This is a genomic window from Streptomyces scopuliridis (assembly GCF_042790125.1).
Taxonomy (GTDB): Bacteria; Actinomycetota; Actinomycetes; order Streptomycetales; family Streptomycetaceae; genus Streptomyces; species Streptomyces scopuliridis_A.
Genome location: NZ_JBHTZS010000066.1, coordinates 1 through 7,078, shown reverse-complemented (window position 1 = coordinate 7,078; position 7,078 = coordinate 1). Strand labels below are relative to the sequence as shown.

At 71.9% G+C, this 7,078-nt stretch carries 6 protein-coding genes; 1 reads left to right on the top strand and 5 read right to left on the bottom strand.

Features of this window, described 5'->3' with window-relative positions:
* Positions 1-91: 91 nt before the first annotated feature.
* The 5 genes from ACFRKB_RS38750 to fmt all read right to left on the bottom strand — a co-directional run bounded on the left by ACFRKB_RS38750 (position 92) and on the right by fmt (position 6,115).
* On the bottom strand, positions 92-1,540 hold the full coding sequence (locus ACFRKB_RS38750) for a GuaB1 family IMP dehydrogenase-related protein (RefSeq protein WP_383111292.1): 1,449 nt from the start codon (positions 1,538-1,540) through the stop codon (positions 92-94).
* A gap of 166 nt (positions 1,541-1,706) precedes the next feature.
* The gene (locus tag ACFRKB_RS38745; protein WP_206300635.1) at positions 1,707-2,756 is read right to left on the bottom strand and encodes a sugar-binding transcriptional regulator; all 1,050 of its coding nucleotides are present in this window, start codon (positions 2,754-2,756) and stop codon (positions 1,707-1,709) included.
* Positions 2,757-2,871: 115 nt separating this feature from the next.
* Positions 2,872-3,555 carry a ribulose-phosphate 3-epimerase gene (rpe, locus tag ACFRKB_RS38740; RefSeq protein ID WP_383111291.1) on the bottom strand — a complete coding sequence of 228 codons (684 nt, stop codon included), beginning with the start codon at positions 3,553-3,555 and terminating at the stop codon, positions 2,872-2,874.
* A 150-nt stretch (positions 3,556-3,705) separates the two neighbouring features.
* Positions 3,706-5,139, bottom strand: a complete 1,434-nt coding sequence (locus tag ACFRKB_RS38735; RefSeq protein ID WP_383111290.1) for an RsmB/NOP family class I SAM-dependent RNA methyltransferase — start codon at positions 5,137-5,139, stop codon at positions 3,706-3,708.
* Between the two features lie 37 nt (positions 5,140-5,176).
* Positions 5,177-6,115 carry a methionyl-tRNA formyltransferase gene (gene fmt, locus ACFRKB_RS38730; protein ID WP_383111289.1) on the bottom strand — a complete coding sequence of 313 codons (939 nt, stop codon included), beginning with the start codon at positions 6,113-6,115 and terminating at the stop codon, positions 5,177-5,179.
* A 227-nt stretch (positions 6,116-6,342) separates the two neighbouring features.
* Here fmt and ACFRKB_RS38725 point away from each other — a divergent pair, with 227 nt between their 5' ends.
* A complete protein-coding gene (locus tag ACFRKB_RS38725) occupies positions 6,343-6,855 on the top strand; it encodes a hypothetical protein (RefSeq protein ID WP_383111288.1) in 513 nt (170 codons plus the stop codon).
* The last annotated feature ends 223 nt before the right edge of the window (positions 6,856-7,078 follow it).

Sequence of the window (7,078 nt, the reverse complement as noted above, 5' to 3'; positions counted from 1 at the left end):
GTACGAGGACGATCCTCCGCCTTGCGATCGCACGCACCGGACGCCGCAGGCCCCGCCCTGCGGGCGGACGGCGCTACTTTCGCAACACGCCCTAGCCCCAACTGACGTGCAGCGGCTTGCCCTCGGCGTATCCGGCGGCGCTCTGGACGCCGACGATCGCCTTCCGCGCGAACTCCTCCAGCGAGTCGGCACCGGCGTAGGTGCACGAGGAGCGCACCCCCGCGATGATCGAGTCGATCAGGTCCTCCACACCGGGGCGCGACGGGTCGAGGAACATCCGCGAGGTGGAGATGCCCTCCTCGAACAGCGCCTTGCGCGCCCGGTCGTACGCGGACTCCTCGCTCGTACGGTTGCGTACGGCGCGGGCGGAGGCCATGCCGAAGGACTCCTTGTAGAGCCGTCCGTCGGCGGCCTGCTGAAGGTCGCCCGGGGACTCGTACGTACCGGCGAACCAGGAGCCGATCATGACGTTCGAGGCGCCGGCGGCGAGCGCCATGGCGACATCGCGCGGGTGCCTGACCCCGCCGTCCGCCCAGACGTGCTTGCCGAACTTCCTGGCCTCGGCCGCGCATTCCATGACGGCGGAGAACTGCGGCCGGCCCACCCCCGTCATCATGCGGGTGGTGCACATGGCGCCGGGCCCGACACCGACCTTGACGATGTCCGCGCCGGCCTCGATCAGATCCCGTACGCCCTCGGCGGCGACGATATTGCCCGCGACGACCGGCACCTTCGGGTCGAGCGCGCGGACGGCCCTGATCGCGGCGAGCATCGACTCCTGGTGGCCGTGTGCCGTATCGACGACCAGTGTGTCGACGCCCGCGTCGAGCAACTGCCGGGCCTTGCCCGCGACATTGCCGTTGACCCCGACGGCGGCGGCGATCCGCAGCTTGCCGGCGGCGTCGGTCGCGGGCGTGTAGAGGGTCGCGCGCAGCGCGCCCTTGCGGGTGAGGACACCGGCCAGCCTGCCGTCGGCGTCAATGGCGGGGGCGATCTTGCGGTTGGCGTTGTCGAGGGTGTTGAACGCCTCGCGCGGGTCCATGTCCGCGGAGATCAGCAGCAGATCCTTCGACATCACCTCGGACAGCTGCGTGAAGCGGTCGACGCCGGTCAGATCGTGCTCGGTGACGACACCGATGGGCCGCCCCTCGCCGTCGACCACGACACCCGCGCCGTGCGCCCGCTTGGGCAGCAGCGACAGGGCGTCGCCCACGGTCTGGAGGGGGGCGAGCACGATCGCGGTGTCGAGGACGAGATGGCGCGTCTTGACCCATGAGATGACATCGGTGACGACCTCGATGGGGATGTCCTGCGGGATGACGACGAGACCGCCGCGCCGGGCGACGGTCTCGGCCATCCGGCGGCCCGCGATCGCGGTCATGTTCGCCACGACGAGGGGGATGGTGGTGCCGGTGCCGTCGGGGGCGGAGAGGTCGACCGCCTGCCGGGAACCCACGGCCGAACGGCTCGGCACCATGAACACGTCGTCGTACGTCAGGTCATACGGCGGCTGCAGGTCATTGAGGAAACGCACGTGCAGAACATCCCAGTCGATCGGAGTTGGCCCCGGTCGGTGGAGCCGGGGAAAACGCACGTACTTGATTCTCCCATGCCGGACCGGATACCCGGCCGGGGAGGAACGTCCAGCTCAGAGGGGGTGCCACTCGTACGATGACCCAAAACGCCCCGGCAGAGGCCGGTTCGGGTCAGGTCTCGTCCGGGTCGACGCGCTCCAGCGCCGGCCGCGGTCCCGGAGTGAACTCCGTCAGCAGGAAGTCCGCCGCGGCCGTGTCCGTGACCAGGCTGGTGACCAGTCCGGAACGGAGGACGGCCCCGATCGCCTCCGCCTTGCGCAGCCCGCCCGCGATCGCCACGACCTCCGGGATCCGGCGCAGCCGGTCGGCCTCGACCGTGATGCAGCGCTCGCCCAGATCGCGGCCGACCCGCCTGCCCTCCGCGTCGAAGAGATGCGCGGACATCTCCGCGGCGACGCCGAGCGAGGCGTAGTGGGTCCGCTCCTCCTCGGTGATCATGTCGTGCACCGTCGAGATGCCCGGCTCCCAGGAGCCGATGGAGACGGCGGCGACGGTCACCTTGTCGAAGTACTCGAAAGCGCGCGCGATACCGGTCTGACTGCGCAGCGCGGCCGCCGTCGCCGGGTCGGGAAGCAGCATCGGCGCGTAGATGGGGTGCGCCTCTCCCCCGGACACCTGGGCGGCCCGCCGTACGGCCTCGACCGAGCCCCGCTCGGCGGTGCCCGCGTCGTACACACCCGTGAGCTGGACGACCGTGCAGGGCGGCAGCCGGTCGAGCGCGGCGGCCATGTGGATGGTGGACCGCCCCCAGGCCAGGCCCAGCACATCGCCCTCCACGACCAGCTCACCGAGCAGATCGGCGGCGACCTCTCCGAGGTTCTCCGGGTCGGGCGACTCGTCCTCGGCCTCGGTGGGCGACTCGACCACCACCGCGTGCCGCAGTCCGTAGCGGGCCCGCAGCGCGTCGGAGCGCTCGGCGTCCAGCTCGGACGGGACGCGGATCTCGATCCTGACGAGGTCGCGCTCCAGCGCGGTCTCCAGGACCCGGGCCACCTTGAAGCGGCTGACGCCGAACTCCTCGGCGATCTGGATCTTGGACTTGCCCTCCAGGTAGAAGCGGCGGGCCATGGCCGCCGCCTGCACCAGTTCCGCGGGTCCCATCCGCAGGGCTGGCCGACCCGCCGACATACCAGACACCGCGATCTCCTCACTGCTGTTCACACTCTGGACTCGCTGTTCATCCTGTCAGATCCAGCGATCCTTGATCAGCCCCGAAGGGCGCCGTTCATGTTCCCGTGGCGCACTGGTCCACCGGAGTCCGGCCCGCTCGCACGGGTCAGTGACCGCATGTCCAGGAGGCGGCGGCGGTGGCCTCTGCCGCCTGGTCGCGGAGCATCCGCACCGCCGCGGCCGGATCGTCCGTCCCGTACACCGCGGAGCCCGCGACGAAGACATCGGCGCCCGCCTCGGCGCACCGTTCGATGGTGGTGGCCGAGACCCCGCCGTCGACCTGGAGCCACAGTTCAAGACCGTGCTTGGAGATCAGCTCACGGGTACGGCGGATCTTGGGCAGCATGATGTCCAGGAACGCCTGGCCACCGAAGCCCGGCTCCACCGTCATGATCAGCAGCATGTCCAGCTCGGGGAGCAGGTCCTCGTACGGCTCGATGGCCGTCGCGGGCTTGAGCGCCATGGACGCCCTGGCGCCCTTGGCACGGATCTCGCGCGCCAGCCGTACGGGGGCGGCGGCGGCCTCCACGTGGAACGTCACGGAACCGGCGCCGGCCTCGACGTACTGCGGGGCCCAGCGGTCGGGCTCCTCGATCATCAGATGGCAGTCCAGCGGGATGTCCGTCGCCCGTCCGAGCGCTTCGACCACCGGCACGCCCAGGGTCAGATTGGGCACGAAGTGGTTGTCCATGACGTCGACATGAAGCCAGTCGGCACCTTCCACCGCCTTCGCCTCATCGGCGAGTCGGGAGAAGTCCGCGGACAGGATGCTGGGGTTGATCTGGGCCATGTGCCAAGCCTGCCATGCTCCGGACCAGTTCCGGACCGCACGGTGCACCTCGGTACGGACCAATGACCCGCGAGGCGATCCGGGAACGGTACAGACCGCGCAATCAGCACGTCTCGCCCCGCCCTCGGCGGCCCGGTTCGCCGCCGGCTGTCAGGCGGTACGCCGCAGCAGCGCCAGATACATGGCGTCCGTGCCGTGCAGATGCGGCCACAGCTGGACGTCGGGACCGTCCCCCAGCGCCGGTACGCCCGGCATCAGCGGCCTGGCGTCGACCCACTCGGCCTCGACCGCCGGGCCGCCGCGCCCCTTCAGGACGTCCTGGACGACCGCCTTGGTCTCGGCGGGATGCGGGGAGCACGTCGCGTACCCGACGACACCCCCGACGCGCACCGCGTGGAACGCCTCGCGCAGCAGTCCGCGCTGGAGCGGCGCGAAGCCCTCCAGGTCCTCCGGACGGCGCCGCCAGCGCGCCTCCGGTCTGCGCCGCAGGGCGCCGAGGCCCGTGCACGGCACATCGACCAGGACCCGGTCGAAGGAACCGGGGACCCAGGGCGGGCGGGTGCCGTCGGCGGCGATCACCTGGTAGGGGCCGGGGTTCCCGGCGAGCGCGCGGGCGACGAGTCTGGCCCGGTGCGGCTGCTTCTCGGCGGCCAGCAGGGCGGCGCCGCGCCCGGCGGCCAGCGCGGCCAGCAGCGCCGCCTTGCCGCCGGGACCGGCACACCCGTCGAGCCAGCGGGTGTCGGAACCCTCCAGCGGCGCGTTGGCCAGCGCGATCGCGACCAGCTGGCTGCCCTCGTCCTGAACACCGGCCCGCCCCTCCCGTACGGCATCGAGCGCGCCCGGTTCACCGCCCTCGGTGAGCCGTACGGCATACGGCGACCAGCGGCCGGGCAGTCCGGAGTCCTCGCCGAGCACATCGAGCAGTTCCTCGGCGGTCGAGCGGCCGGGCCGGGCCACCAGCGTCACCTCGGGCCGTTCGTTGTCGGCCTCCAGGAGATCCTCGATCCCGGCGCGGCCACCGCCCAGCGCGTCCCAGAGCGCGGAGACCACCCAGCGGGGATGCGAGTGGACGACCGCGAGATGGTCCTCGGCGTCCTCGTCGTACGGCGGGGCGACCCGCTGCAGCCAGGTGTCCAGATCGTCCCGCGAGATCTTGCGCAGTACGGCGTTGACGAACTTGGCGCGGCCGTCGCCGAGCACCACCCGGGCCAGCTCCACGCTCGCGGACACGGCGGCGTGTGTCGGGATGCGCGTCCCGAGCAGCTGGTGCGCCCCGAGGGCGAGCACATCCAGGACGGGCGGGTCGACCTCCCGCAGCGGCCGGTCGATGCACGCCGAGATGATCGCGTCGTACGTGCCCTGGCGCCGCAGCGTCCCGTACACCAGCTCGGTGGCCAGCGCCGCGTCCCGCGCCTCGAACCCACTGTTCTCGCGCGCCTTCTTGAGCAGCGGCGGCAGGACGAGATTCGCGTACGCGGCCCGCTCGTCGACGGCCCTGAGCGCCTCGAAGGCGAGGAGCCGCACGGGGTCCTTCTTGGGGCGGCGGTACGGCTTGGAGGGGCGGCGAGGGGCCTGCGCGTTCAAAGGTGCTCCGCGGTGAGAAGAATGGATCCCTCCCAGCCTAATGCTCCTGCCCGAGCCGCTCGCCCGGGGCGATCCGCACCCCGCGCGCCCAGTCGGCGGCGCGCATCGGCTTCTTCCCCTGCGGCTGCACCCAGAGCAGCTCGGCGTCGTGCGAGCCGGTGCCCACGTACACATGGTTCTTGCCGACGGCGAGCACCCCGGGCGCCAGCTCCGTGCGCTCGGGCAGCAGCCCCACGTGGATCAGCTTGAGCCGCTCCCCGCGGAAGACCGTCCAGGCGCCGGGCGCCGGTGTGCAGGCGCGCACGACCCGGTCCACGCGCAGCGCGGGCGCGGACCACTCCACCCGCGCGTCCTCCACCGTGATCTTGGGCGCGAGCGTGATGCCCTCGGCGGGCTGCGGTACGGGCTTGAGCGAGCCGTCCTCGATGCCGTCCATGGTCGCCGCGAGCAGCCCGGAGCCCGCGAAGGCCAGCCGGGTCAGCAGATCACCGCTGGTGTCGGTGGGCCGTACATGCTCCGTGATCACGCCGTACACCGGCCCGGAGTCAAGACCCTCCTCGATCTGGAAGGTGGACGCGCCGGTCATCTCGTCGCCCGCCATGACGGAGTGCTGCACGGGCGCGGCACCGCGCCAGGCGGGCAACAGCGAGAAGTGCAGATTCACCCAGCCGTGGACCGGCACTTCGAGGGCGGCCTTCGGCAGCAGCGCGCCGTACGCGACGACCGGACAGCACTCCGGCCCGATCTCCCGCAGCCGCGCGAGGAAGTCCTCGTCGCGCGGCCTCGCCGGCTTGAGCACCTCGATGCCCGCCTCCTCCGCGCGCTCGGCGACGGGACTGGCGACAAGCCTGCGACCGCGCCCGGCCGGGGCGTCGGGCCGGGTCACGACGGCGACGACCTCATGCCGTTCGGAGGCGATGAGTGCGTCCAGGGCGGGTACGGCGACCTCGGGGGTGCCGGCGAAGACGAGCTTCATCGGTTGCTGACTGCCTCTCGGGCTGAAAGTGCGGTGATCGAGCGGCGCACCAGTCTAGGGCGCACCACGCCAGGGGGCGTACGACGGCCCACGCGCCCCGCGCATATGCGCATACGCCCCCGCAGCGTGACCACAACGCCAGGTGGCGCGTTGTCAAGAGAGATTGACCACACGGGCCGCACCGGTGCGGCCCGGTCCTTTTCAACGCCGGTTCGAGAGGCTTGTTCATGGCCGACCACGCAACCCACGACGCACAAGCCCGAGCAAGTCTGCACCTGTTGGTGCGGGACATCGAGCGGGTCCGGCGCCAGGTGGACGCATTGCGCACCCTCACCGCCCAGTTGGGCAATGTCTACCGCCCCCGACGATCGGGCCCTGCCACGGGCTTCGTCGTATACGGCAGGGCACCCGCGCCGACCGTACGGCTCGCGCAGGAACTGAGGGACAGCGTAGAGACCCTGGTGACCGCCGCGGTGGACTTCGACCGCTCGCTGGGCTTCTCCTGGGACGCGGTGGGTTCGGCGCTCGGCGTCACCAAGCAGGCGGTGCACCGCCGTTACGGCACGCGCCGCACCACCCAGCAGCCCAGCACCCCCGACGCGGACAGCACAACGCCCCGCCCCGCGGTACCGGCCGCGGTCCCCGCGGCCCGATCGATGCCACCGCAGCCGACGGCAAGCACCCAGTCCCTCCGCGAGGACCCCCGCCCGAACGTGTTCCCGGGCCCAAGGGGCGGCTGACCAACGGCACTCCGCCCCCACCGACGCCCAACCCCCACGCCGGGCGACGCGCTGACGGAACCCACCGGCCCGCCCCCGGCCGGGGCGCGCGCTGGCGGTGACCACCGGGGGGAGGGGGCCGGGGTCGCAGGAGGTGCGTGTCCGGACGTAAAGCGTCGCAGCTCGCGCGAAGCGCGGTGACCACGCGACGGAGGCGCACATCGATCACAGCGCAGTCCGGACA